Origin of the sequence: Herbidospora sp. NBRC 101105 (genome assembly GCF_030269205.1) — a bacterium.
Classification (GTDB): domain Bacteria; phylum Actinomycetota; class Actinomycetes; order Streptosporangiales; family Streptosporangiaceae; genus Herbidospora; species Herbidospora solisilvae.
In genome coordinates, this window is the sequence record NZ_BSSX01000001.1 from 1,990,457 (window position 1) to 2,014,155 (window position 23,699).

The following is a 23,699-nucleotide window of genomic DNA, read 5'->3' on the forward strand; positions in this document are numbered from 1 at the left end:
TGTCGGTGGGCGGGGCTAGGGTCGGGTCTCGTGGCTGAGGAACCGTTGATTGTCGCTCGTGGGCTGGTCAAGCGTTTCGGGGAGTTCACGGCGGTCGACGGGATCGACGTGTCGGTGGAGCGTGGTGAGGCGTTCGGGTTTCTGGGGCCGAACGGGGCCGGGAAGTCCTCGACGATGCGGATGATCAGTTGTGTGTCGGCGCCGACGGCCGGCGAGCTGCGGATTCTGGGGATGGATCCGGTGCGTGACGGGGTGGCGATCCGGGGGCGGCTGGGGGTGTGCCCGCAGCTGGACAATCTCGACACCGATCTGTCGGTGTTCGAGAACTTGACGACGTATGCGCGCTATTTCGGGTTGTCGCGGGCCGAGGCGCGGCGGCGGGCGGGTGAGTTGCTGGAGTTCGTGCAGCTGGCCGATCGGGCGAAGGGGAAGGTGGAGCCGCTGTCGGGGGGCATGAAGCGGCGGCTGACGATCGCGCGGGCGATGGTGAACGATCCGGAGATCGTGCTGCTCGACGAGCCGACGACGGGGCTTGATCCGCAGGCGCGGCATCTGTTGTGGGAGCGGCTCTACCAGCTGAAGCGGCGGGGGGTGACGTTGGTGCTGACGACCCACTACATGGATGAGGCCGAGCAGTTGTGCGACCGGCTGGTGGTGATGGACGGCGGGCGGATCGTGGCGGAGGGGTCGCCGCGGGAGCTGATCGCCCGTTATTCGACGCCGGAGGTGGTGGAGTTGCGGTTCGCGGGCGGCGCGGATGCGGCGGTGAAGCTGGATGGGGTGGGTGAGCGGGTCGATCCGCTGCCCGACCGGGTGCTGGTCTACGCGCGTGATGGTGACGCGGCGGTGGCGGAGGTGCACCGGCGGGGGCTGGCGCCGTCGAGTGTGCTGGTGCGGCGGTCGACGCTGGAGGATGTGTTCCTGCATCTCACGGGCCGGACGCTGGTCGACTGATGGCGGGTTCGGGTGTGCATGCGACGGTGGCGGTGCTGGAGCGGCATCTGACGTTGTATCGGCGGTTGTTCTGGGCGTCGGCGATGTCGTCGTTTCTGCTGCCGGTGCTGTTCCTGGTGTCGATCGGGCTGGGGGTCGGCGGTTATGTGGGTGACCTCGGCGGGGTGAGTTATCTGCAGTGGATCGTGCCGGGGGTGATGGCGTCCACGGCGTTCCAGATGGCGGTCGGTGAGACGACCTATCCGGTGCTGGGTGATTTCAAGTGGACGCGCGGCTATCACGCGATGCGGGCGACGCCGGTGCGGATCGGTGACATGGTGGCCGGTCAGGTGCTGTTCATGGTGGTGCGGGTGCTGCCGCAGGCGGTGGTGTTCCTGCTGGTGGTGCTGCTGTTCGGCGGGCTGCGGTCGTGGTGGTCGGTGGTGACGCCGCTGGTGTGCGCGGCGGTGGTGGTGGCCTCGGCGCTGCCGGTGATGGGGTTTTCGGCGCGGATCGACAACGACGGCTATTTCGCGTTGTTGTTCCGGTTCGTGATGATCCCGATGACGTTGTTCGCGGGGGTGTTCTTCCCGGTGTCGCAGCTGCCGGTGGTGGCGCAGTGGCTGGCGTGGGTGTCGCCGTTGTGGCACGGGGTGGAGTTGTGCCGGGCGGCGACGCTGGGGGTGGCGCCGCCGTGGCCGGTCTGGGCGCATGTGGCGTGTCTGGTGGCGTGGACGGTGGCGGGCGGCTGGTTCGCGATGCGCGGGTTCGCCCGCCGGTTGGCGGTGTAGCGGCTGATGATGACGGTGCTGGCGGCCGGGCGGGCGGTCCGGCGTGGCCTTTTGGGCGGGGTGTCGGCGGGCCGGGTGGGGGCGGTGCTGGGCCGCAACGTGGGGGCGCTGCGGTCGGGGCCGGCCTACTGGCTGGTGTTGCTGTCGGGGTTCTTCGAGCCGCTGCTCTATCTGCTGTCGATCGGTGTCGGGGTGGGGGCGCTGGTGGGGGCGGTGCCGGTCGGGGGGCGTCCGGTCGACTACGCGGTGTTCGTGGCGCCGGCGATGCTGGCGGTGTCGGCGATGTCGGGGGCGTTGGCCGAGACGACGTTCAACGTGTTCTTCAAGTTCAAGTACGCCAAGACGTATGACGCGGTGCTGGCCACGCCGGTGCGTCCGGTGGAGATCGCGCTGGGTGAGCTGACGTGGGCGCTGGTGCGGTGCCTGTTCTACACGCTCATGTTCCTGGTCGTGATGGTGGTGTTGGGGTTGACCTCGGCCGGTGGGGCGCTGGCGGCGTTTCCGGCGACGGCGCTGGTGGGGTTGGCGTTCGGGGCGGTGGGGATGGCGATCTCGACGTTCCTGCGCGGCTGGCAGGATTTCGATCTGCTGACGACGGGGCAGTTCACGCTGTTCCTGTTCTCGGGGACCTTCTCCCCCGTGCAGGACTATCCGGTGGTGTTCGAGGTGATCGTGACGCTGACGCCGCTCTATCACGCGGTGGAGCTGGTGCGGGGGCTGGCGGTCGGGCCGGCGGGGTGGATGCTGCTGGTGCACGCGGGTTATCTGGTGGTGATGGCGGTGGCCGGGTTGTGGGTGGCGTCGCGTCGGATCGGGAAGTTGCTGCTGGTCTAGCGGGCGGCGCGCACGGCCGCCGTGACGACGGCCAGGGCGGTGGCGGCGACGAGGGCCTGGCCGGTGAGGTTGGCCGGGGTGGCGTTGCCGGTGAGGTGGAGCAGGAGGAATCCGGTCCACATGGGGGTGAGGGCGGCCCCCGCGGCCAGGCAGGTGATGTGCCGGCGTGACCAGCCGGGGCGGGCGGCCCAGCGGGTGATGACGAGGGCGGCGCCGGCCAGGATGCCGGCACCGGCGATGAGGCCGGGCCAGGTTTCGGGACGCAGCGTCTCGGCGGTGTCGAGGGCGAACACCGCCACGGCGACCTGCCAGGGGCGGGGCGCGGGGCGTGCGCCAAGACTCAGGGCCAGGCTTGTGGCGGGGCTGGGGGCCGGGCAGGGGGCCGGATCAGGCGCGGGACTCACGCCCGGGTCCACGCTTCGACTCACGCTTCGGTCCACGCCCGAGTCCACGCCCGAGTCCACGCTGGGGGCGGTGCTGGGGGCGGTGCTGGGGGCGGAGTTCGTGCTTGGGTTCGGGGCGGATGGTCTGAGGTGCTTGGCGGCGGCCGGACCGCGGCTCTCCCCCGTGCGGTCATTTCTGCCGCCCCCGGGGCGGAAGGTGAACGCGGCAGCGGTCAGTGCCATGACGACGAGCGCGGAGATGGTCAGCTGGGTGGGTGAGGCCTGGAAGGTGCGCTGGTGGTCGTCGTAGATGAGCCATGACCCTGCGGCGAACAGCAGGGTGGTCACGATGAGGCCGGGGGTGCGCAGCCACGGCTGGTCGGCGCGGTGGCGGGCCAGGGCCTCGATGAGGGCGATCGGGACGGCCAGGGTCGTGATGGCGTGCCCGGCGGTGAAGGTGAGCAGCAGGCCCGGGTCCAGGCCGAGGGCGGGCAGGTGGGTGGGGGCGGCGGTGAAGTCGTGGCCGTCGAAGGACGGGTTGAACAGGGACTGGTCGATGACGGCGGGCTGGAGGAGGCCGTAGGCGGTGGCGAGGGTGAGCAGGGTGGGCCAGCCTCGGCGGGTGCGGCGGGTGACCTCACGGATGAGGAGGGCGGCGCCGCCGTACATGGGGGCCAGGACGATGAGGCCGGGCAGGTGGGTGGCGGGGATGTTGCCGATGAGGTACTCCCCCATCAGCGGGGCCAGGAGGAACAGCCCGACGGCCAGGGCGATCCGGGTCATGTCCAGGAACCGTAGGGGGCGGGCCGGGTTCGGCGGATCGGGCGGAAGGCGGGGCCGGGGGTGACTTTGGTCGGGGCGGGCTACAGTGGGCGGCCGTATGCATACATCTCATGAAGGCCCTGTGGGGCGGTTGGCGGCGTTCGGGAACCAGCTCGTCGAGGTGCATCTGTGGTTGCGGGAGGAGCTTGACCGGCTGGTGGCCGGTGAGGGCGGGGGTGGTGATCTGCGGGCCCACTGCCTGGCCTTCTGTTCGGCGCTGGAGCGGCATCACGTCGGGGAGGACACGCGCGGTTTCCCGGCGGTGGAGGAGGACTTCCCGGAGCTGGGGCCGACGCTGGAGCTGCTGCGCCGCGACCACGAGATGATCGCGGGCATTCTGGCGCGGCTGGCGGCGGTGGCCGGGCGGCCGGGCGAGGAGCGGCTGGCCGGGGAGGTGGCCGGGGAGGTGGCCGGTCTGGCGGCGATCGTGACCTCGCATTTCGCCTACGAGGAGAGGACGATCGTCGAGGCGCTGAACCGGATCGACGTCCCCGAGTGGCGGGAGGATCCGCCGGAGTTCCTGCGCGTCTACGGCTGACCGGCCGGGACGCGCGGCTGTTCGGTGGCGTCGGGTGCGGGGCGGGTGCGGCGGCGCACGGCGTACCGGACGATCTCCACGATCGCCGTCACGGTCAGGGCGATGCCGAGGCCGAGCAGGAGGCCTTTGAAGGGGTTGTCCTCGAAGGCGGCGCCGCCGATGTAGCCGATCATGGCCGAGTAGAGGGCCCAGGAGATGACGGCCAGGCCGTCGAAGAAGGCGAAGCGGTGCAGGGGGTAGCGGACGACGCCGGTGGTGAGGGTGACGGCGGTGCGGCCGCCGGGGATGTAGCGGGCCACGACGAGCAGCAGGCCGCCGCGTTCCTCGAAGGCGGCGTGGGCCCAGCGGATGGCGGCGCGCTTCTGGAAGCGGGCGCCTCCGGCGCGGCCGATCTGGTAGGAGATGTTGTCCCCGATGAACGCTCCTGCGGCGGCGGCGGCGATCACCAGGCCGAGGTGGGGGGCGCCGGTGGAGGCGGCGAAGACCCCGGCGGTGATCACGGCGGTTTCGCTGGGCACCACGGGGAAGAACGCGTCGATCACCGCGATGGCCGCGATGGCGGCGTAGATCCACGGGGATGTCATCACGTCGTGCAGGAGGGTCATGACGGCATCGGTCATGGCAGCCGACCCTAGGGCGGTGGCGGGTGGGGGCGCCCCCGGCGATGGTCGCCCGGCGGGGCTGACTTTCGGCAGGGGTGGGGTGCGACCTGGGGATGAGGGCGGCTGGTGGCGGGGCGGGGTAGCGTGCTGGGGTGCCCCGCCTGAGAGACCTGCCGTTGTGGCTGGTGTTGTGTGTGCCGGTGGTGTTCGCGCCGGTCAACCCCTATGACTGGCGGCCGTTGTCGGGCAACACGCTGGTGGTGTCGGTGGCGGGCGGGTGCCTGGTGCTGGCGGGCGCGGTGGCGCTCGCGCGGGCGCGGCCGCTTGTGGCGCTGGTGGTGGTGCTGCTGCTGGGGCCGTGGGCGTCCAGTGAGGCGCTGGCGACGGTGCAGTTGTGGCCGATGAACCATTCGGCGAAGATCGGCCCGCTGAACGGGTTCACGCCGGCGGTGGTGACGCTGAGTTTCCTGGCCGGGTTGCGGATGGAGCGGGCGCGGCCGGCGGTGGTGCTGTACGGGGTGATCGTCGTCGTGGGCGGGGTGTGCGCGGCGGTCTCGACGCTGGGTCCGGCGCCGTCGCTGGAGCCGAACGTGTGGGTGTCGGGGTTGTCGGGGGTGCTGATCTGCAGTCTGCTGCCGTGGACGGCCGGGCGCAGTGTGCGGCATCGGCGGCAGGGGCGGCTGCGGGAGCGGCGGATGGTCGAGGAGCAGGCGCGGCTGCGGGAGCGGGCGCGGATCGCGCAGGACGTGCACGATTCGCTGGGGCATGAGCTGGCGTTGATCGCGTTGCGGGCGGGGGCGATGGAGATGGCCTCCGACCTGCCGGCCCGGCATCGGGAGGCGGCGGCGGGGCTGCGGGAGGCTGCGGGGGATGCGACCGAGCGGCTGCGGCGGGTGATCGGGATGCTGCGGACCGAGGACGAACCGGTGACGCTGCTCCCCCACGCGCGGGCGGGCGGGATCGCCGACCTGGTGGCGCGGGCGCGCGCGTCGGGGATGACGGTGACGTTGGAGGGGGATCCGGCGGGCGCCGACCCGCTGGGGGCGGCCTACCGGGTCGTGCAGGAGGGGTTGACGAACGCGGCCAAGCACGCGCCGGGCGCGCCGGTCGTGGTGCGGCTGACCCGGCGGGAGGGGCGGATGACGGTGACGGTGCGCAACGACCTGGAACCCGGCGCGGAGACGGTGCGGCCGATGACGCGGCCGATGACGCGGGCGGGCACGGGCCTGGTCGGGTTGTCGGAGCGGGTGCGGCTGGCGGGCGGCACGTTCGCCGCGCGGGCCGAGGAGGGCCGGTTCGAGATCAGCGCGGGCCTGCCCGATGAGGCGCGCGCATGATCAAGGTGGTGCTGGCCGACGACGAGATGCTGATCCGGGCCGGGGTGCGGGCGATCCTGGACGCCGATGCGGGCATCGAGGTGGTCGCCGAGGCCTCCGACGGCAGGGAGGCGGTGGAGCGGACGTTGTCGCACCGGCCCGACGTCGTCGTGATGGACATCCGGATGCCGGTCATGGACGGGCTGGCCGCCGCGGCCGAGATCCGCCGCGTCTCCCCCGCGACGGGGGTGGTGATGCTGACGACGTTCGGGGAGGACGAGTACATCGCGCGGGCGCTGAAGGTCGGCGCGGGCGGGTTCCTGCTGAAGTCGGGCGACCCGCGCGAGCTGCTGGCCGGGATCCACGCGGTGGCGGGCGGGGCGGCCTACCTATCGCCGAAGGTCGCCGCGCGGGTGATCGCCGAGCTGAACAACCGCGACTCGGGGCGGGCGGCGGCGGCGCGGGGCCGGGTGGCGGTGCTGACGCCGCGTGAACGAGAGGTGCTGGAGCTGGTGGGGGCGGGGTTGTCCAACCAGGCGATCGCCCGGTCATTGCGGCTGACGGAGGGGACGGTGAAGACCTACGTCAGCGCGATCCTGACCCGGCTGGGGGTGGCCAACCGGGTGCAGGCGGCGATCGTCGCCTATGAGGCGGGCGCGGTCACCTTCGACGGGTGAGACCGGGTGAGATCGGGTCAGGTCGCGAGGCTGAACGGGGTGACGGCCGCGACGGCGGCGACCGGGAGCGGGCCGTAGATGTGGGGGAACTCCTCGGCGGTGCCTTCGGGGGTCTCCATCACGACCGGGACCTGGAGCCGGGTGTCGTCGATGTGCAGCAGCAGGAGCGGCTCGGTGACGTCGGCGTAGTAGCGGGTCGCCACGGCGCGGGCCTGCGGCAGGTCGCGGGAGGCGTGGATGAAACCCTCCTGCTCCAGGGTGCGTCCCAGGGTGGAGATGCGGTATTCCCCGTCTTTCTGGGCGTGCGCCCAGTCCGAGGCCAGCGCGAGATGAAAGATCACCCTCCGACCTTATGCCAGGGCGATTCTGTCAGTGGGATCCGGACAGGTTCAGCAGCACCACGCCGCCGATGATGAGCGCGATCCCGCCCGCCTTGGCCATCGTCATGGCCTCGCCGAGGAACAGCGCGCCGATGGAGGCGATCACGGCGGTGCCCACCCCGGCCCAGACGGCGTAGGCGACGCCGACGGGCATCTGGAGTTTCAGCGCCCGTGACAGCAGCGCGAAGGAGGCGACGTAGCCGATCACGACGACGACCGACCACAGCTTGTGGGAGAAGCCGTTGCTGAGTTTCAGCGCGGTGGTGGCGAGCACCTCGGACACGATGGCTCCCGCCAGGAAAATCCACGCCACAGCTGTTCCTTTCACGTTATTTGCACCTTTTGTGACACGTTATCGGTGGGCGCGTCCGACTGGCGAGAAGGGTCGAATGCGTGTTCTACTGGTCGTCATGCGTTGGGACGCACCCACCCTGCACGAGGCCGGGCCCGCGCGCCCCCGGGTCGAGCGGCAGGCGATCACCCGCGAGTTCGGCGACATCACCTGCTACGAGGTGAGCGCCCGCACCGCCATCGAGGCCGTCCCGGCCGCCGCCGAGCTCCCCTACGCCTGGGCCGTCAGCCCCTACCGCGGCTGCGCCACCGGCTGCCGCTACTGCGCCGCCCGCAGAGGCCACCGCTACCTGGGCCTGGACACCGGCGACGACTTCGACACCAAGATCGTGGTGAAGACCGACCTGGCCGCCCGGCTGCGCCGCGAGCTGGCCGCGCCCCGGTGGCGGGGCGAGCCGGTCGCGCTCGGCCTCAACGGCGACTGCTACCAGGGGGCCGAAGAGGTCTACCGGCTCATGCCGAAGATCATCAAGGCGCTGGCCGACGCCGGCAACCCGTTCACCGTCCTGACCAAGAGCCCGCTGGTCCTGCGCGACCTGCCGCTGTTACGCGAGGCCGCCAAGGTCACCCGCGTGTCGGTCGCGGTGTCGGTCGGCTTCGTCGACGACCGGCTGCGGCGCGGCCTGGAACCCGGCGCGGTCTCCCCGCAGCGCCGCCTGGAGGTGTGCGCCGCGCTCAACGAGGCGGGCGTCCCGTGCGGGGTGCTGATGGCGCCGATCCTGCCGCTGATCACCGACTCGCCCGACAGCCTGCAGGCGACCGTCCGCCGCGCCGCCGAGGCGGGCGCGGTCTCTTTGGTGCCGGGCGTGCTGCGGCTGCCGCCGGGCGCGCGCGAGGCGTTCCTGGCGTGGCTGGCGCGCGACCACCCGGGCCTGGTGCCGCGCTATGAGGACCTCTACGGCACCGGCCCGCTGACCCCGGCCGACTACCGGGCCCGCATCGCCGCCCAGGTCGAGTCGCTGGCCGCCGCCTACGGCATCGGCAAGACCTCCCGGCAGTGGAAACGCCGCCGCTCCCCCGACCGCCAGCTCACCCTGGTCTGAGAGCACGATCACGCCCTGCGGGCAGCGCGGCGGCGGGTTAAATGGATGGTCGGCGGCGCGGGACCTCGCTACCGTCGCCCCCATGTCCGCGCCCTTCTCCGCCGCCGATCTCGACGCCTTCGCCCGCGACGGCTTCCTGAAACTGCCCGCGATCGTCCCCCGGGAGGTCGCCGACGCCGCCCGGGCCGTCCTGTGGCAGCAGATCGGCCTGTCCCCCGACGACCCGTCCTCCTGGACCCAGACGGTCGTGTGGACCGCCGACCCCGCCGGTTTCGGCCCGTTCGGCCAGATGATCGGCTCCCCCCGCCTGGCCGCCGGGCTCGACCAGATCGCCGGCGAGGGCCGCTGGGGCAGGCGCACCACGCTGGGCAACATCCCGGTCCGGTTCCCCAATCTGCCCGACGCGGGCGACACCGGCTGGCACATCGACCTCAACGCCGCCGCCGACTGGTCCAAGATCGCCGTCCGGTCGCGGAGCCTGCTGCTGCTCACCCTGTTCTCCGAGGTCGGCCCCGACGACGCCCCCACCCGCATCCGCGCCGGCTCCCAGCGCGACGTCGCGGCGCTGCTCGGCGACGACGAGGTCGACCTGATGGCCTACGGGCCCCGCCTGGAGGAGGTCAGCCGCGACCGCCCCCTGGCTTATGCGACCGGCGAGCCGGGCGACGTCTACATCTGCCACCCGCTCCTCGTCCACGCCGCCCAGACCCACCAGGGCACCCGCCCCCGCTTCATGTCCCAGCTTCCGATCACCCTCGACCCCCGTCTCGACCCCGCCGAGGACACCCCGCTGGGCGCCGCCCTGCGCTAGCTTCCTTCCTTCCGTTACGGCTCCGCCCACCCCGGCACCGCCCCCCGCCCAGCCCGCGCGCCGCATCCGGCGCCAACCGGCCGCGCCCCCAACCGCCGCGACGACGGTGTCCGGATGTTTCCGGGACCACGTCGACGTGCGTTTACGGCGAGGGCGTCGCCAAAGGCGCGTCCTTCGAGGAGGCGATCACCTGGCCGCACACCACGGCCAGGACCGCCCCGATCCGTTGTCGCGCCCGCCGCGCGGATCGCCTCACCTGGGCGACCACCGGAACCGGCGCACCCAACCCGGCTCTGACGCGTGCTTTCCTCACTCCCCCGCATCGCGGAGATGCGTGACAGCGGGAGCCGGCGCGTTCAGCCCGGCTCCGGCGAGGTCTCCCGCCGCTCCCCCACCTCGCGCAGCAGGGCCGCCGCCCGGTGCCTGCCGCCGTGTTCGGCCCACCCCAGCGGGGTCGCCCCGAACCGCGTGTCGGTGATCGCCGGGTCCGCCCCGAGCTGGAGCAGCGCCCCCACCGTCTCCACGTCGTCGTTCCACGCCGCCTCGTGCAGCGGCGTCGACCGCTCCCGGTGGTCGACGTCGAACCCCAGCGCCGCCAGCAACCGCACCGCCTCCGCCTTCCCCAGCCCGGCGGCACGATTGATCAGCCCCGGATGCCGCGCCAGCGCCCGCGCGAGCACCTCGGGCCCGAACCCGGCGACCGCCGCGGCGTCGGCGCGCATGCAGGCCGCGACGAAGGCCTCCAGCTCCCCCAGGTCCGCCGAGGCCCCGGCGGCGGCGAGCAGGTCCGCGACCTCGGTGTGCCCGTTGAGCAGCGCCAGCTCACAGGGGGTGCGCCCGCCGTAGGCGGGATGCTCGCCCCGGCCGTCCACCTCGGCGCCGTGCGCGAGCAGCAACCGGGCCCGGCGCGGCCCGCCCCGCAGCGCCGCGGTGGCCAGTTCCTCCCGCATCAGCTGCCGTGGCGACTGCAGGGTCGGCCCCAGCCGCGTATGCCACGGCCCGCCGCCGCCCCGGCCCAGGCCGAACTCCAGCAGCAGCTCCAGATGGTCGGTGTCGTCGGTGAAGGAGCCGCCCAGCCCTCGGTTGTAGAGGGTCTGGGCGTCGTTGGGGTCGGCGCCGGCCTCCAGCAGAACCCGTGCGAGCGCCAGGCCGTGCGGATGCGCGGGCTGATCGGACTCCCCGCCGCCGAACGCCCCGGTGAGCGCGGTGAACGGCGAGGTCAGCCCCTCCCACAGGAACCCGGCGTCCGGGTCGGCCCCATGCCGGAGCAGCACCCGCGCCGCCGCCACGGGATCACCGGGTGCCGCAAGCCGGGCGTAGGTGAGATACAGCAGCGGCTCCCACCCGAAGGGGCCGCCCTCGGCCCGCGCGAGCGCGGGGTCGGCGGCCAGCACGGCGGCGAGCGCCTCGGCCGAGCCGGTGGCCGCCATCGTGAACACGTTCGCGGCGGCGAGTTCGGGATGCCGGGCCAGCAGCAGGTCGGCCTCCCGCGTCCGGCCCGGGTGGTCGGAGCCGTAGGTGAGGCAGGCCAGCCGCAGGAACTCGGCCGCAAGGTCCGCGGTGGGTTCGACCAGGTGCGGTGAGCGGGAGTAGCGGGCGACGGTGTCGAGGTGGTGTTTCAGGCGGGGCCAGCTCGCGAAACCGTACATGCGCGCGACGACGAGCTGCGCGTCCGACAGGGTGAGCGTGCGCGGCGGGCGGGGATGGAACTCGGCGACCAGCTCGGTGGATTCTTTCGACCGCGCCTGCCGCAGGAGCGTCTTGGCCTGCTTGCGCAGCCACGCGATGCTGGGATCGTCGGGCAGTCGGCGGACGGCCATCACAACCTCGTTTCCGTGTGGCCTGGCATCCGCATGATCAGGCCGGAAAGGAGGTCGGACCGGGTGGTTCGAGGAGCATCAGGTGGGCTCGGCCCTTCCCGCGGATCGGACGCGCCCTGAGCGCCCCCCAAGCCTACGCCGACCGAGTCCGGCGCACGACCGCGGCGGCCGGACACCGGTGCCCGTTACGGCATGGGAGTTCGCCAATGGGGCCTACTGTTGATCAGCATGGCGTACACCGAAACCGAGGTCAGCGCGGAGCTGGTCCGGGATCTGCTCCGCGACCAGCACCCCGACCTGGCCGAGCTTCCGCTCCGGCTCGGTGCGCGCGGCTGGGACAACCAGCTGTGGCGGCTCGGCGACGACCTGGCCGTCCGCCTTCCCTGGGCGACGGAGTCCGCCGACGACCTGCTCCGCAAGGAACACACCTGGGTGCCCGGGCTCGCCGCGCGGCTGCCGCTCCCGGTCCCCGTCCCGCAACGCCTCGGCGCGCCCTCGCCGCGGTTCCCGCGCCCGTGGATCGTCACCACGTGGGTGCAGGGCGAGCCCGCCGACCGTGCGCCCGTCACCGAGGGGGTGCACAGCGCCGGCGCCCTGGCCGCCTTCCTGACGGCGCTGCACCGGCCGGCTCCCGGCCACGCCCCCCGGGGCCGGGGACGCGGCGGGCCCCTCGCCGGATACACCGACGGGTTCGACCGGCAGCTCGCCGAAGCGGTCCGGTCGGGGTCGGTGGCCGACCCGGACGCCGTCCGCGCCGTCTGGGCCGACGCGCTCGAGGCGCCCGCGTGGGCGGGGCCGCCGGTGTGGCTGCACGGCGACCTGCACCCGGCCAACGTCCTGACCGCCGGCGGCACGATCTGCGGCGTCGTCGACTTCGGTGACCTCTGCGCGGGAGACCCGGCGTGTGACCTGTCGGCCGCGTGGCTGCTGCTGCCCGACGGGGCGGCCGGCCACCTCCACGCCGCCTACCGGGCGGACGCCGCCACGGTGCGCCGCGCCCGCGGATGGGCGATGGCGCGGGCGCTCAGCGGGATCCTCATCGGCGACGCCGGTGTGCACGGCCGTCCCGGCGGCAAGGCCACGTGGGGCCCGCCCGCCCGGGCCGCTCTGCGCCGCCTGCTCGCCACCGCCCCTACGCGACCGCCAGATCCAGCTCATGAGGGTCGTGGGCGCTGAACACCCGGACCTGCGCCGGAAGCTCCCGCAACCGGGCCAGGTTGGCCAGCCGCTGCCGGTGATCGGTGGCGACCAGCCGCTGGGTCAGCGCCAGCGCCCGAGGGCAGTGCGGGGAGGGGGCCACCTCGCCGTGGTGCCAGTAGGCGTCCCCCGCGTGCAGCAGCCATCCCGTCCCGGTGTCGACCGCCACCCCCGAATGCCCCCGTGAATGCCCGGCCAGCGGCACCAGCGCCAGGTCCGGCAGGTCGCACAGCGGCCGGATCGCCGACAGGCCGAACAGGGTCTCCCCGCCGCGGTCGTCGTAGGTCATCCAGTCGACCCCGTGCGCCCACTGCCGCGACCGGTAGCGTCCCTTGTCGGCCGAGGTGGCGGGGCGGGTGGCGGCCGCGTGCTCGGCGGCGTGCAGGTGGACGCGGGCCCACGGGAAGTCGCGCAGGCCGCCGGCGTGGTCGGCGTCCAGGTGGGTCACCACGATGTCGCGCACGTCGCGCGGGTCGTGGCCCAGGCCGATCACCTGGTTGTAGGCCGCCTCCGAGTCCAGCAGCGCCGGCCGGATCAGGGGGCGGTAGTAGCCGGGCAGTGCGCCGAAGGCCGCCTCTCCGATGCCGAAGCCCGTGTCGACCAGGCACAGGCCGCGGGGGGTTTCCAGGAGCAGGCAGTGGCAGACGATGGTGAATCCGCCCGCAGGGCGCATCGTGCCGCAGTTGAGGTGGTGGACCTTCACCGCCCCATAGTGGCGGTCAAGGGTAACGTTGGGGTCATGTTTGCGCGTAAGCCCCTCGAAGAGCGGATCGCCGACCGTGTCGCCAAGCGGCCTCCGCTGAAGGAGGGCCGGCACTTCGAGCACCGGCCCGCCTTCATCGTGTTCTGCGTCGTCGTGGGGGTCGTCGTGGTCAAGTTCGCGGGGGCGCTGCTGCTGATGCAGCTGGGGGTCCGCTAGGCCTCCCGTCACGCCTCCAGGGCGCTGCCCTTCTTCCACTTGGCGAACGACATCTGCCAGAAGCCCCAGCCGTTGTTCCACTCCAGCTCGCGGTCGGTGCCGACGATGTCGACGACGTCGCCGCGCTGGAAGTTGTCGTAGTACCACTTGGCCTGCGCCGGACTGGCGTTGATGCAGCCGTGGCTGACATTGGCGCGGCCCTGCGAGCCGACCGACCAGGGGGCCGAGTGGACGTACTCGCCCGAGTTGGAGATCCGCACCGCGTGGTTGACGATCTCCTTGTAGTAGCCGGGGTCGCCCTCCTTCTTGCCGGGCGAGATCATGATCTCGGGGTTGTGCTTGGACATCGTCAGGTGCACGCCGCTGGTGGTGGTGTACTCACGCGTGTCGGCCTTGCCGGCGCTGATCGGCATGCGCTGCTTCACCTTGCCGTCGACGCGGACGACCATCTGATGGGTGCGGGTGTCGACCTTGCTGATCTGGGCGGCGCCGATCTTGATGGTCTGCCGGAACGACTTGGTGCCCCACATGTCGCCCGCGCCGCGCACGCCCGCCAGGTCGGCGGTGAAGACGACCTTCTGGTGGGCCTGCCAGTACTTGGCGGTGCGGTAGATGACCAGGCGGTCGGAGATCCACCGCCAGGCGCCGACGGCCTTCTTCTCGGCCTCGACGTGCAGGGCGGCCTCGACGGCGGCCTTGTTGGTGACGTCGTTGTTGAACGTCACCATGATCGGCATGCCGACGCCGACGGTCTCGCCCTTGATACCGGGGGTGATGTCGATGACCTGCAGTTCCCGCTTGGGCTTGAGCGTGGTGAACTCGCTGGTCAGCGCGGCCGGGCCGCCCGCGCCGGTCGCCTTGGCCGACACCGTGTAGGTGGTGGAGGGCTTGAGTGGCTTGCTGGAGGTCCATTTCGTGCGGGTGGCGTCGAACTCGCCCTCGACCGGGACGCCCTGGGACTGGACGGTCACCTCGTCGAGTTCGCCCCCGGCGGCGGTCACCACGACGTTCTTGTCGGGGCGGACCTTCTGGGCCCCCTCGGCGGGCGACACCTTGAGGGTGGGGGCGGCCACCGACGGCTTGTCGCCGCCGCCTGTCACGTTCCCGCCGCCGCCCGGCGCCGGCGTCGTACCCCCCGAGCATGCCGTCAGGACCGCCGACATCACGACGGCGGCCGTGACGAAAGGCAGATTCCGGCGACGAGACTTGCTGTTCACAACTACTCCCCCACAGTGGCAAAGCGCATCTAAAACCCTATTAGGGCTTACCTGGCTTGTGAGCCACTTTCACCTGACTTGACTCACAATTCGGTAGCGATGCCACTTGAGACGTCTGACGATCAAGTAAGGTTCACGTCCTGATCAGCCGATCTGCGGATCGGTGTCAGAGCAGCCGGTGCGTCAGCCCGGTGTGGCGGCGTCCGGCCCCCTTCACCCTGACCGCCTGGCCGAGCGCCCGGCGGGAGCCGACCACGACGACCAGGCGTTTGGCCCGGGTGATCGCCGTGTAGAGCAGGTTCCGCTGCAGCATCATCCACGCGGAGGTCGCCAACGGAATCACCACCGCCGGATATTCCGACCCCTGCGAGCGGTGGATGGACACGGCGTAGGCGTGGGCCAGTTCGTCCAGTTCGTCGAAGGCGTAGTCGACGCTCTCGTCCTCGTCGGTGGAAACGGTCAGTTTGTGGTCGTCGGGGGTGATCGCGGTCACCACGCCGACCGTCCCGTTGAACACCCCGGCGGCGCCTTTGTCGTAGTTGTTGCGCAGCTGGGTGACCTTGTCGCCGACGCGGAAGACCCGGCCGCCGTACCGGCGTTCGGGCATGCCCTCCCGGTAGGGCGTGAGCGCCTCCTGCAGCGCCCCGTTGAGCGCCCCGGCCCCGGCCGCGCCGCGGTGCATGGGGGCCAGCACCTGGACGTCGCGGCGCGGGTCGAGCCCGAACTTGGCCGGGATGCGGCGGGCGACCACGTCGACGGTGAGGGCGGCGATCTCCTCGGGGTCCTCGGCCGGGAACAGGAAGAAGTCGGGGAAGTCGCGCACCAGCGGCAGCTGGCCGGCGTTGACGCGGTGGGCGTTGACGACCACGCCCGACTGCTGGGCCTGGCGGAAGATCTGGGTCAGCCGCACCCGCGGCACGTCGGGGGCGGCCAGCAGGTCGCGCAGCACCTCCCCGGCGCCGACCGAGGGCAGCTGGTCGACGTCGCCGACGAACAGCAGGTGCGCGCCGGGCGCGACCGCCTTGGCGAGCTTGTTGGCCAGCAGCAGGTCGAGCATCGAGGCCTCGTCGACGACGACCAGGTCGGCGTCGAGCGGGTTGTCGCGGTCGAAGGTCGGCTCGCCGCCGGGCCGCAGCTGCAGCAGGCGGTGGACGGTGGTCGCCTCGTGGCCGGTCAGCTCGGCCAGGCGTTTGGCGGCCCGCCCGGTCGGGGCGGCCAGGATGACCTTGGCGCGTTTGGCGCGGGCCAGCGTGACGACCGAGCGCACCGTGAAGCTCTTGCCGCAGCCGGGGCCGCCGGTCAGCACCGCCACCTTCTCGGTCAGCGCCAGCCGGACCGCCTGGTCCTGCTCCTTGGCCAGTTCGGCGCCGGTCTGCGTCTTCAGCCACGCCAGGGCCTGGGGCCAGTCGACGTCGGCGAAGGCGCGCAGCCGGTCGCGGGAGGAGCGCAGCAGCCCCAGCACCGTGGCGGCCAGCGAGCGTTCGGCGCGGTGGAAGGGCACCAGGTAGACCGCCGGGACGGCGCCCTCGGCGACCGGGACCTCCTCGCGGACCACGCCCTCCTCGGCGACCAGCTCCTCCAGGCAGGCCGCGACGAGCTCGGGCGGCACCGACAGGATCTTGACGGCGTCGGCGACCAGGTTGGGGGCCGGGAGGTAGACGTGGCCGTCGTCGGCCGCCTGGGACAGGGTGTAGCGCAGGCCCGCCTTGACGCGTTCGGGGCTGTCGGCGGCGATGCCGACCGCCTGGGCGATGGTGTCGGCGGTCTTGAAGCCGATGCCCCACACGTCGTCGGCCAGCCGGTAGGGCTCGGCGCGCACGACCTCGATGGAGGTCTCGCCGTACTGCTTGAAGATGCGGACCGCGATGGAGGTGGAGACGCCCACCCCCTGCAGGAAGATCATCACCTCCTTGATGACCTTCTGCTCCTCCCACGCCGCCGCGATCATCTTGGTGCGCTTGGGGCCCAGCCCCGGCACCTCCACCAGCCGGGCCGGCTCCTCCTCGATGACCCGCAGGGTGTCGACGCCGAAGTGGAGGGTGATGCGCTCGGCCATCTTCGGCCCGATGCCCTTGATCAGCCCCGACCCCAGGTAACGCTGGATGCCCTGGATCGTCGCCGGCAGGACGGTGGTGTACGACCAGACCTCGAACTGCCGCCCGTAGCGGGGATGGGAGGTCCAGCGGCCGGTCAGCCGCAGCGACTCGCCCGGCTGCGCGCCCAGCAGCGGGCCCACCACCGTCAGCAGGTCGGGGCCGGACCGTTCGGTGGCCACGCGCGCGATGGTGTAGCCGGTCTCCTCACTGGCGAAAGTGATCCGTTCGAGAACGCATTCGATCACCGAGCCCGATTCCACGCGCCAGAGCGTAGACCATAGCCTGGCCCCATGGTCTTGGAGAGTACGGCGCGGGCCCTCGCGCTACGGGTGGCCACCGAGCAGGCCGCCTCCCGCATCCCCGCTCTGGCGGTCGCGGTGATCCGCGGCGGCGAGCTGGTCTGGTCGGGCTACCGGGGACGCGTGGGCGAGGGCCCGCCGACGGCCTCCACGCAGTTCCGGGTCGGGTCGATCACCAAGAGCATGGTCGCCGTCATGATCATGCGGCTGCGCGACGAGGGGCTGCTGGACCTGCTCGACCCGCTGGAGAAGCACCTGCCCGGCACGCCCGCCGGCGAGGTGACGATCGCCCAGCTGCTCTCGCACACCGGCGGGCTGACCGCCGAGCCGCCCGGCCCGTGGTGGGAGCGCACGCCCGGGGTTCCGATGCCCGAGCTGGTCGGCATGCTCGACGCGATGACCGGCCGTCACCGGCCCGGCCGCCGCTTCCACTACTCCAACCTCGGGTTCGGGTTCCTCGGCGAGGTGGTGGCGCGCGTCCGGGGCCGGGGGTGGGCGCAGGCCGTCCACGACGAGGTGCTGATCCCGCTGGGCATGCGCGACACGACCGAGCGGCCCCGGGTCCCGCACGCCACCGGATACGCCGTGCACCCGTGGGCCGACGTGCTGCTGCCCGAGCCCGAGCACGACGCGGTCGCGCTGGCCCCCGCCGGGCAGATGTGGTGCACCCCGGCCGACCTGGCCCGGTGGGCGATCTTCGTCGGCGGCGACGGCGCCGGCGTCCTGCGCCCGGCCACGATGGCCGAGATGCGCGAACCGGCCACCGTCGAAGACGGCCCGTCGTGGACCTCCGGCTACGGCCTGGGCCTGCAGCTGCGCCGCCACAACGGCCGCCGCCTGGCCGGGCACACCGGCTCGATGCCCGGTTTCCTGGCCACCGTGTGGGCCGACCCGTCCGACGGCGTGGGCGTGCTGTTCCTGGCCAACACCACCAGCGGCGTCAAGGGCAACGCCCTGACCGGCGACCTGCTCGACATCCTCGACGAGCACGAACCCGCGCTGCCGGCCGAATGGCGGCCCGCCCCGGTCGACGACGACCTGCTGGCCCTGACCGGCCCCTGGTACTGGGGGCCGGCCGCCTACGTCCTGCGGGCCCTGCCCGGCCGGGGCCTGGCCCTGACGCCGGTCGGCGAGACCGGGCGCGCCTCCCGGTTCGCCGCGCTCGCCGACGGAACCTGGCTGGGCCTGGACGGTTACTACGCCGGCGAGACGCTTCGGGTGGTCCGCACCGGCGAGGGCGTACACCTCGATCTCAACACCTTCGTGTTCACCCGCGAGCCCTATGGGCCGCCCGGACCGGTGCCCGGCGGGGTCGACCCGGAGGGCTGGCGCTGACGTTACCCCCACAATGTGTTGATTGTCCAAGTTTGACCGATTCTGGGCTTTGTACTACCTTCTGGGGAACTCGAGGCGGTGTGACCTACGTAACCGCAGGTCAGCCGCCGAAGGAAGACAACTAGAGATCGCCGAATCCGCGCGCCCCGCGCGGAACCGGGGAACCAGCGAGGACCCGGTGATCACCTGACTCTCCCGATCACCACGCACACCCACCGGGTCCTCTGGGGTGAATCGGCCTGTCTGCCCCTCAACGACAGGCCGTAGGGCGGCTTCCACGCCCGAGTCCGTCAGCTAACCCGGTAGGCGCATGGAAGCAAGGAGTCAACCCCACCCATGCGAGCCCCCAAACCTGGAATCCGCGCTGTCCTGGCAACCGGTCTGATGACGGCGGCCCTGGTCACCGGCGGCACCGTCGCCGCTGTCGACCTGACCCCCAACGCCGTCGCCAACGCCGAGGCCGCCGCCCCCGCGGGGACGGCACCCGAGGGAGTCACCCTGGCCTACAGCCCTCTGCTGGAGGTCGCCAAGGGACTGCCCAAGGTCAGCGCCCAGCAGGTGCTCAACCTCGCCACCAGCCAGGTCGGCACGAGCGAGAACATGTACGGCGGCGGCACCAAGTTCCACCACTGGTACATGAACTCCGAGCGCGCGGCCGAGACCATCGCCCGTGACGGCGGAACCCGCTACGGCTACGCCAACGCCCCCTGGTGCGACATGTTCGTCAGCTGGGTCGGCAACCAGCTGGGCATCAGCCCGGTGCTCGGCGAGGACGCCTACACCGTCCGCCACGCCGAGTGGTTCGCCGAGAACAACCGCTGGGGCACCGTCCCGGCCCCCGGCGCGGTCGTGTTCTTCGACTGGAACGGCGGAAAGGACATCCACGACATCCAGCACGTCGGCTTCGTCATCAAGGACAACGGCGACGGCACCATCGAGACCGTGGAGGGCAACACCGGCAACGGCGTGGTCGAGGTCCGCGAGCGGCAGACCGCCGACGTCGTCGGATACGGCTACCCCGTCTACACGGCCTGACCCCACGGCCTAGAAGTTCTCCCCCAGCCAGGCCCGCCAGGCGCTCTCCGCCAGCGGCCTGGCGATCTCCCCCGGAAAGGCGTGGTGCTCCGCGACGACGGCGTCGCGGTAGCCGTGGACGAGCGTGATCAGCGACGTCGCGGTCACCACGCACAGGAACCCCGCCTCGGCGAACACGACCTGCGCGTCGTCGGGGTTCAGGCCGGGCACCGCGACGCGGCCCTTCTCCGGTGGCTGCCCCAGAGAGAAGGCGTCGAGAAAGGCCGCCCACACCCTCGCGGCATCGGGGGTGGGGCGGCCGATCTCGAACAACGCGTAGTCGGCGGTCACGCCCGGGAAGTGCCGCAGGTAGGCCTCCAGCTTGCGCAGGTAGAGACCGTCGCCCACCGACAGCGCGTCGTACTGGTCCTCCCAGTCGCCGGTCAGCAGCCCCGAGTGCACGAACCGCAACACCGTGCTGCCGCCCGACCGGCCCTCCAGCAGGTATTCGAACGCCATGAACGACCCGTCGGCCGCCGTGTCGGTCGTGAACGCCAGCCGCTCGCCCGGCTCCCAGCCGGTCACGGTGGCGTGGGTGGTGAACCCGGCGACCGTCTGACGGCCCGCGCCCCCGACCCCGGGTTCGAAGTCGTTGGCTCCCATGAACCACGAGTCGACGCCCGGCCCGGTCGCGATCGCCTCCCACACCTCCTCGGTCGTGGCGGGCAGGACGATTTCCTCACGGACCTCGAACTCGTGTGCCATGCGGCTCAGCCTAGCGAGACAGGTTCCGGTAGGCCCTCACCGAGAGCGGCGCGAAGATCGCCGTGATGACCAGCGGCCAGGCCAGCGCCAGTTCGAGCGCGTGCGCCGCCGCCCAGGTGTCGTTGGCCCAGCCGGGGTTGCCGAACAGCTCCCGGGCCGCCGCCGCCGTCGACGACAGCGGGTTCCAGTCGGCGATCACGCCCAGCCAGCCCGGCATCGTCGCCGGGGAGGTGATGGCGTTGGACAGGAAGCCGATCGGCCACACCAGGATCTGCAGGGCCATCACCGCCTCCGGGTTGCGGATCTTCAGCCCGAGCCAGATCCCCGCCCACAACAGCGCGAAGCGCAACCACAACAGCAGCCCGACGGCCGCCAGCGCGTCGCCGAACCCGTTGCGGGCGCTCCAGCCGACGGCCAGGCCGCTGACGATCAGCACCGTCAGCGACAACACCGTGGTGAGCATGTCGGCCGCCGCCCGGCCCGACACCACCGCCGAGGAGGCCATCGGCAGCGACCGGAACCGGTCGGTCACGCCCTTGGTGACGTCGTTGCCGATCGCGGTGAAGGTGCCCTCCAGGCCGAAGACCATCGTCATCGCGAACATGCCGGGCATCAGGAACTCGCGGTAGTCGCCGCCGGGCACCGCGATGCCGCCGCCCAGCAGGTAGCCGAACAGCAGCAGCACCATGACGGGGAACAGCAGCCCCGCGACGAGCTGGCCGGGGTTGGCGGTCCAGTGGGTGACCTCACGCCGGGTGACGGTCCAGCCGTCGGCGAGGGCCCAGGTCAGTCGGTTCACGCGTGACTCCTCGGGGCGGGCGCGGCCGGTCGGCGCCGGATACGGCGGGCGCCGGCGGCGGCGGGCGGGGCAGGGTGGGCGGAGCCGTAACGGAAGGGGATTGTCACGCCGCACCCCGGGTGAGGTGCAGGAACACCTCGTCGAGGGTGGGCCGGCGGATCGCGACGTCGTCGGCGGCGATGCCGCTCGCCGCCAGGTCGTGGACGACCGCGCTCAGGGTCGCCATGCGGTCGGGGGCCGGCGCGCTGACGCGCCGGGTGTCGGGGTCGGTCTCGGCGGCGGGGCCGAGCAGGGCCGCGGCGGCCGGGAGGTCCGCCGGGTCGTGCACGACGACCTCCACCCGGTCGCCGCCGACGGTCTTCTTCAGCTCCTCCGGGCTGCCCTCGGCGACCTGGCGGCCCTCGTTGACGACGGTGATGCGGTGGGCGAGCTGGTCGGCCTCCTCCAGGTACTGCGTGGTCAGCAGCACGGTGGTGCCGTCGGCGACCAAAGCGCGGACGGCCGCCCACACCTCCGCGCGGCCGCGCGGGTCCAGGCCCGTGGTCGGCTCGTCGAGGAACAGCACCGGCGGCGACAGGATCAGCCCGGCCGCCAGGTCCAGGCGGCGGCGCATGCCGCCCGAATAGTCCTTGACCGCCTTGCGGCCGGTGTCGCCCAGCCCGAACCGGTCGAGCAGCTCCCCGGCCCGGAGCCGGGCGGCCCTGGGGCGCAGGTGGGACAGGCGGCCGAACATCTCCAGGTTGGCCCGGCCCGACAGGGCCTCATCCAGGGCGGCGTGCTGCCCGACCAGGCCGATGCGGCGGCGCACCCGGCCGCCGTCGCGGGTCACGTCGAACCCGGCCACCCGCGCGGTGCCGGCGTCGGGGCGCAGCAGCGTGGTGAGCACCCGCACCGCGGTGGTCTTGCCCGCCCCGTTGGGGCCGAGCAGGCCGTGGACCGTCCCCTCCGGGACGGCCAGGTCGAACCCGTCGAGGGCGGCCCGCGCGCCGTAGCGCTTGACGAGCCCGTGCGCCTCTATCGTGTACGTCATGCCGTACAGCGTACCGTACAGCCTACGGTTAAGCGCCCGAGTACGCTGAGCGGCATCATGACGACCGAATACATCGGACGAGGCGACCCCGCGCGCACCCTCGCGCTGCTGTGGCGCGACCCGTCCCGCGCCCGCGAGCGCGCCCCCCGCAAGGGCCGCCCCGAACTGACCGCCGACCGGGTCATCGCCGCCGCGATCGAGGTCGCCGACGCCGAGGGCCTGGCCGCGCTGTCCATGCGCAAGGTCGCCGACCACCTGGGCGTGGGCACGATGTCGCTCTACACCCACGTCCCGGGCAAGGCCGAGCTCCTGGACGTCATGCTCGACACCGTCTTCAAGGAGACCTTCACCGACACGCCGATCCCGGAGGGCTGGCGGGCCCGGGTCGAGCGCGTCGCCCGCGACAACCTGGCCCTCTACCGCCGCCACCCGTGGATCCTCCAGCTCGCCGTCAGCCGCCCCCCGCTCGGCCCCGGCACCCTGGGCAAGTACGAGCACGAACTGTCGGCCCTGGACGGCATCGGCCTGACCGACCTGGAGATGGACAACGTCCTGACCCTCATCGGCGCCTACGTCCACGGCGCCGCCCGCGGCGTGGTCGAGGCCGCCCGCGCCGCCCAGGAGACCGGCATGACCGACGAGGAGTGGTGGCGCGCGCACGAGCCGTTCCTGGCCGCCGCCGGCGACATGTCCGCCTACCCCCTGGCCGGCCGGGTCGGCAGCGCCAGCGGCGAGGCCTACAACGCCCCGGCCGACCCCGAGGGCGCCTTCGAGTTCGGGCTCGCCCGGCTCCTCGACGGCATCGCCGCCCTCATCGAGGGGCGGTAGGGGCCGCCGTTACCCTGGCTCCCATGACCCCCGAGCGGCTGGCACGGTTCGAGGCCAACCGGCGCCGCCTGTTCGGGGTCGCCTACCGGCTGCTCGGCGAGGCCTCCGCCGCCGAAGACGTGGTGCAGGACGCCTACCTGCGCTGGGAACGCTGCGACACGGCGGTCTCCCCGGAGGCCTGGCTGACCAAGATCGTCACCAATCTGTGCCTCGACCGGCTCACCTCCGCCCGCGCCCGGCGCGAGCGCTACGTTGGGACCTGGCTGCCCGAGCCGATCCTCACCGGCGGCCCGCCCGACCCGCTGGAGGTGGTGGCGCAGCGCGAACTGCTGTCCCTGGGCCTGCTGGTGCTGCTGGAGCGGCTCACCCCGCCCGAGCGCGCGGTGTTCGTGCTGCGCGAGGCCTTCGGCCACAGCCACCGCGAGATCGCCGACATCCTTGAGGCCACCGAGCCGCACGTGCGCCAGCTCTACCGCCGGGCGCAGCGGCACCTCGCCGAGGAGCGCACACGGTTCACCCCCTCCCCGGAGCAGGGCGACCGGCTTCTGCAGCGCTTCATGGCCGCCACCCTGGCCGGCGACGTGGCCGCGCTGGAACGGATGCTGGCCGACGACGTCGTCGCCTGGGCCGACGGCGGCGGCAAGGCGCCGGCCACACGCGGCCCGGTGACCGGCCGCGACCAGGTCGTGCGCCACCTGCTCGCCCTCACCCGCTACGCCGGGCGGATCCGCCTGGAACCCGAGACGGTCAACGGCCAGCCGGCCCTGGCGTTCTACCTCGACGGCCACCTGTCCGGGATCACCGTCGTCGAGTTCGACCACGACCGCGTCGTGACCATCCGCGCCGTCGCCAACCCCGCCAAGCTCGCCTACCTCGCCAGACAGAAAATCTGATTGTTT

Annotated in this window: 25 protein-coding genes and 1 riboswitch; of the genes, 14 read left to right on the top strand and 11 right to left on the bottom strand. The window is 72.5% G+C overall.

The window, feature by feature from the left end:
- The first annotated feature begins 30 nt into the window (after positions 1-30).
- Genes QSK34_RS08830 through QSK34_RS08840 form a run of 3 tightly spaced genes read left to right on the top strand, consistent with a single transcriptional unit; the run spans position 31 to position 2,558 of the window.
- Entirely contained in the window at positions 31-954 is a 924-nt protein-coding gene (locus QSK34_RS08830; RefSeq protein ID WP_285581891.1) for an ABC transporter ATP-binding protein, read from the top strand.
- A gap of 14 nt (positions 955-968) precedes the next feature.
- Positions 969-1,724 carry an ABC transporter permease gene (locus QSK34_RS08835; RefSeq protein ID WP_285581893.1) on the top strand — a complete coding sequence of 252 codons (756 nt, stop codon included), beginning with the start codon at positions 969-971 and terminating at the stop codon, positions 1,722-1,724.
- A gap of 6 nt (positions 1,725-1,730) precedes the next feature.
- A complete protein-coding gene (locus QSK34_RS08840) occupies positions 1,731-2,558 on the top strand; it encodes an ABC transporter permease (protein WP_285581895.1) in 828 nt (275 codons plus the stop codon).
- Here QSK34_RS08840 and QSK34_RS08845 read toward each other — a convergent pair.
- Positions 2,555-3,724, bottom strand: a complete 1,170-nt coding sequence (locus tag QSK34_RS08845; protein ID WP_285581897.1) for an AF_0692 family protein — start codon at positions 3,722-3,724, stop codon at positions 2,555-2,557. The two genes, QSK34_RS08840 and QSK34_RS08845, sit on opposite strands and share 4 nt — an antisense overlap.
- Positions 3,725-3,845: 121 nt before the next feature.
- Here QSK34_RS08845 and QSK34_RS08850 point away from each other — a divergent pair, with 121 nt between their 5' ends.
- Positions 3,846-4,301 carry a hemerythrin domain-containing protein gene (locus tag QSK34_RS08850; RefSeq protein WP_285581899.1) on the top strand — a complete coding sequence of 152 codons (456 nt, stop codon included), beginning with the start codon at positions 3,846-3,848 and terminating at the stop codon, positions 4,299-4,301.
- Here the strand turns inward: QSK34_RS08850 and QSK34_RS08855 are convergent.
- Entirely contained in the window at positions 4,292-4,921 is a 630-nt protein-coding gene (locus QSK34_RS08855; protein ID WP_285581901.1) for a DedA family protein, read from the bottom strand. The two genes, QSK34_RS08850 and QSK34_RS08855, sit on opposite strands and share 10 nt — an antisense overlap.
- 134 nt (positions 4,922-5,055) lie before the next feature.
- On the opposite strand from QSK34_RS08855, the gene QSK34_RS08860 reads away from it, so the two are divergent.
- On the top strand, positions 5,056-6,240 hold the full coding sequence (locus tag QSK34_RS08860) for a sensor histidine kinase (RefSeq protein WP_285581903.1): 1,185 nt from the start codon (positions 5,056-5,058) through the stop codon (positions 6,238-6,240).
- Positions 6,237-6,896: a response regulator gene (locus QSK34_RS08865; protein WP_161477703.1), complete on the top strand. Its 660-nt coding sequence runs from the start codon at positions 6,237-6,239 to the stop codon at positions 6,894-6,896. Before QSK34_RS08860 ends, QSK34_RS08865 begins: the two co-directional genes overlap by 4 nt.
- Before the next feature lie 17 nt (positions 6,897-6,913).
- Here QSK34_RS08865 and QSK34_RS08870 read toward each other — a convergent pair whose 3' ends face one another.
- Positions 6,914-7,237, bottom strand: a complete 324-nt coding sequence (locus QSK34_RS08870; RefSeq protein WP_030453802.1) for a DUF952 domain-containing protein — start codon at positions 7,235-7,237, stop codon at positions 6,914-6,916.
- A 28-nt stretch (positions 7,238-7,265) separates the two neighbouring features.
- Positions 7,266-7,589: a DMT family transporter gene (locus tag QSK34_RS08875; RefSeq protein ID WP_030453803.1), complete on the bottom strand. Its 324-nt coding sequence runs from the start codon at positions 7,587-7,589 to the stop codon at positions 7,266-7,268.
- 97 nt (positions 7,590-7,686) lie between these two features.
- Here QSK34_RS08875 and QSK34_RS08880 point away from each other — a divergent pair, with 97 nt between their 5' ends.
- Both QSK34_RS08880 and QSK34_RS08885 read left to right on the top strand, forming a co-directional pair.
- On the top strand, positions 7,687-8,670 hold the full coding sequence (locus QSK34_RS08880; protein WP_285581908.1) for a radical SAM protein: 984 nt from the start codon (positions 7,687-7,689) through the stop codon (positions 8,668-8,670).
- 82 nt (positions 8,671-8,752) lie between these two features.
- A complete protein-coding gene (locus tag QSK34_RS08885) occupies positions 8,753-9,481 on the top strand; it encodes a phytanoyl-CoA dioxygenase family protein (RefSeq protein WP_285581910.1) in 729 nt (242 codons plus the stop codon).
- Positions 9,482-9,837: 356 nt separating this feature from the next.
- Here QSK34_RS08885 and QSK34_RS08890 read toward each other — a convergent pair whose 3' ends face one another.
- Positions 9,838-11,301 carry an ankyrin repeat domain-containing protein gene (locus QSK34_RS08890; RefSeq protein ID WP_285581912.1) on the bottom strand — a complete coding sequence of 488 codons (1,464 nt, stop codon included), beginning with the start codon at positions 11,299-11,301 and terminating at the stop codon, positions 9,838-9,840.
- Between the two features lie 228 nt (positions 11,302-11,529).
- Here QSK34_RS08890 and QSK34_RS08895 point away from each other — a divergent pair, with 228 nt between their 5' ends.
- A complete protein-coding gene (locus tag QSK34_RS08895; RefSeq protein WP_285581914.1) occupies positions 11,530-12,477 on the top strand; it encodes an aminoglycoside phosphotransferase family protein in 948 nt (315 codons plus the stop codon).
- Here the strand turns inward: QSK34_RS08895 and QSK34_RS08900 are convergent.
- Positions 12,434-13,201 carry an MBL fold metallo-hydrolase gene (locus QSK34_RS08900; RefSeq protein WP_285581917.1) on the bottom strand — a complete coding sequence of 256 codons (768 nt, stop codon included), beginning with the start codon at positions 13,199-13,201 and terminating at the stop codon, positions 12,434-12,436. The two genes, QSK34_RS08895 and QSK34_RS08900, sit on opposite strands and share 44 nt — an antisense overlap.
- Positions 13,202-13,237: 36 nt before the next feature.
- On the opposite strand from QSK34_RS08900, the gene QSK34_RS08905 reads away from it, so the two are divergent.
- Positions 13,238-13,417 carry a hypothetical protein gene (locus QSK34_RS08905; RefSeq protein ID WP_030453809.1) on the top strand — a complete coding sequence of 60 codons (180 nt, stop codon included), beginning with the start codon at positions 13,238-13,240 and terminating at the stop codon, positions 13,415-13,417.
- Between the two features lie 8 nt (positions 13,418-13,425).
- Here the strand turns inward: QSK34_RS08905 and QSK34_RS08910 are convergent, their stop codons facing one another.
- A complete protein-coding gene (locus QSK34_RS08910) occupies positions 13,426-14,634 on the bottom strand; it encodes a L,D-transpeptidase (RefSeq protein WP_285581920.1) in 1,209 nt (402 codons plus the stop codon).
- Positions 14,635-14,800: 166 nt separating this feature from the next.
- Positions 14,801-16,990, bottom strand: a complete 2,190-nt coding sequence (recD2, locus tag QSK34_RS08915) for an SF1B family DNA helicase RecD2 (protein WP_285581922.1) — start codon at positions 16,988-16,990, stop codon at positions 14,801-14,803.
- A 30-nt stretch (positions 16,991-17,020) separates the two neighbouring features.
- Between recD2 and QSK34_RS08920 the strand changes: the two genes are divergently transcribed.
- Together QSK34_RS08920 and QSK34_RS08925 are read left to right on the top strand one after the other, a co-directional pair.
- Positions 17,021-18,364: a serine hydrolase domain-containing protein gene (locus QSK34_RS08920; protein WP_285581924.1), complete on the top strand. Its 1,344-nt coding sequence runs from the start codon at positions 17,021-17,023 to the stop codon at positions 18,362-18,364.
- Between the two features lie 119 nt (positions 18,365-18,483).
- A riboswitch (cyclic di-AMP (ydaO/yuaA leader) is annotated at positions 18,484-18,688 on the top strand.
- A gap of 60 nt (positions 18,689-18,748) precedes the next feature.
- Positions 18,749-19,399, top strand: a complete 651-nt coding sequence (locus QSK34_RS08925) for a CHAP domain-containing protein (RefSeq protein WP_285581925.1) — start codon at positions 18,749-18,751, stop codon at positions 19,397-19,399.
- Between the two features lie 9 nt (positions 19,400-19,408).
- Here QSK34_RS08925 and QSK34_RS08930 read toward each other — a convergent pair whose 3' ends face one another.
- From QSK34_RS08930 to QSK34_RS08940, 3 genes are all read right to left on the bottom strand, one after another.
- Entirely contained in the window at positions 19,409-20,143 is a 735-nt protein-coding gene (locus tag QSK34_RS08930) for an SRPBCC family protein (RefSeq protein WP_285581927.1), read from the bottom strand.
- A 10-nt stretch (positions 20,144-20,153) separates the two neighbouring features.
- Positions 20,154-20,942 carry an ABC transporter permease gene (locus QSK34_RS08935; RefSeq protein ID WP_285581929.1) on the bottom strand — a complete coding sequence of 263 codons (789 nt, stop codon included), beginning with the start codon at positions 20,940-20,942 and terminating at the stop codon, positions 20,154-20,156.
- Between the two features lie 103 nt (positions 20,943-21,045).
- A complete protein-coding gene (locus tag QSK34_RS08940; RefSeq protein ID WP_285581931.1) occupies positions 21,046-21,972 on the bottom strand; it encodes an ATP-binding cassette domain-containing protein in 927 nt (308 codons plus the stop codon).
- A gap of 57 nt (positions 21,973-22,029) precedes the next feature.
- Here QSK34_RS08940 and QSK34_RS08945 point away from each other — a divergent pair, with 57 nt between their 5' ends.
- Both QSK34_RS08945 and sigJ read left to right on the top strand, forming a co-directional pair.
- Positions 22,030-22,800: a TetR/AcrR family transcriptional regulator gene (locus QSK34_RS08945; protein ID WP_285581933.1), complete on the top strand. Its 771-nt coding sequence runs from the start codon at positions 22,030-22,032 to the stop codon at positions 22,798-22,800.
- 23 nt (positions 22,801-22,823) lie between these two features.
- The gene (gene sigJ, locus QSK34_RS08950; RefSeq protein ID WP_285581935.1) at positions 22,824-23,693 is read left to right on the top strand and encodes an RNA polymerase sigma factor SigJ; all 870 of its coding nucleotides are present in this window, start codon (positions 22,824-22,826) and stop codon (positions 23,691-23,693) included.
- Positions 23,694-23,699 lie beyond the last annotated feature (6 nt).